This is a genomic window from Oceanospirillum linum (assembly GCF_001995095.2).
GTDB classification, from domain to species: domain Bacteria; phylum Pseudomonadota; class Gammaproteobacteria; order Pseudomonadales; family Halomonadaceae; genus Oceanospirillum; species Oceanospirillum linum.
The window spans coordinates 1-552 of record NZ_MTSD02000049.1 but is presented as its reverse complement, the minus strand read 5'-3'; the positions used below and the strand labels follow the sequence as shown (position 1 = coordinate 552).

At 42.6% G+C, this 552-nt stretch carries 1 pseudogene; it reads left to right on the top strand.

Annotation, left to right across the window (positions count from 1 at the left end):
- Positions 1–356 precede the first annotated feature (356 nt).
- Positions 357–552, top strand: a pseudogene (locus tag BTA35_RS18535) (amino acid ABC transporter substrate-binding protein); the annotation flags it as partial.

Here is a 552-nt window from a genome sequence, read left to right as displayed (position 1 = left end):
GGACTCAATCGCACTCGCCATAGCATCAGCAATAGCGATATAGCGTGCGCCTTTATAAAGCGTTAAATCAGGAAGCCACATCACTTTTACCTTATCTCTTATCTGTTAATTGTCTCTATCAAACCATCCAACTTGTAAGCTGACAATAGGCACTATAGTTGCACTCTCTCGAAACAGTCTAATCTCAGCTATGCTAGTCATAAGGACGCAACACTGAAGCAACCTCATTCAGTATAGGACTAATTTTTAATATGCCGTTTAAGTTGACATGCACTCTTCTCTTGATGCCATTGCTGCTGGTGCACCTGTGCTATTCAGTTGCCAATGCAGCTTCAACAAAACCAACGGAGATACAGATGTGGAGCTATTACCAATTTCCTCCATTTCTAACAGCGCCTAATAAGGGCTTACTTTATGATTTTACTGATCTACTCAATCAGAAATCGCAAGGACATTACCACTTTACCTTGTCCATGTACCCTCGTAAGCGTTTAGACCTTAAGCTGGCAACGGGCGAGCAAGGGGTAGTGCTTTTTGTGAATGGGCTATGGA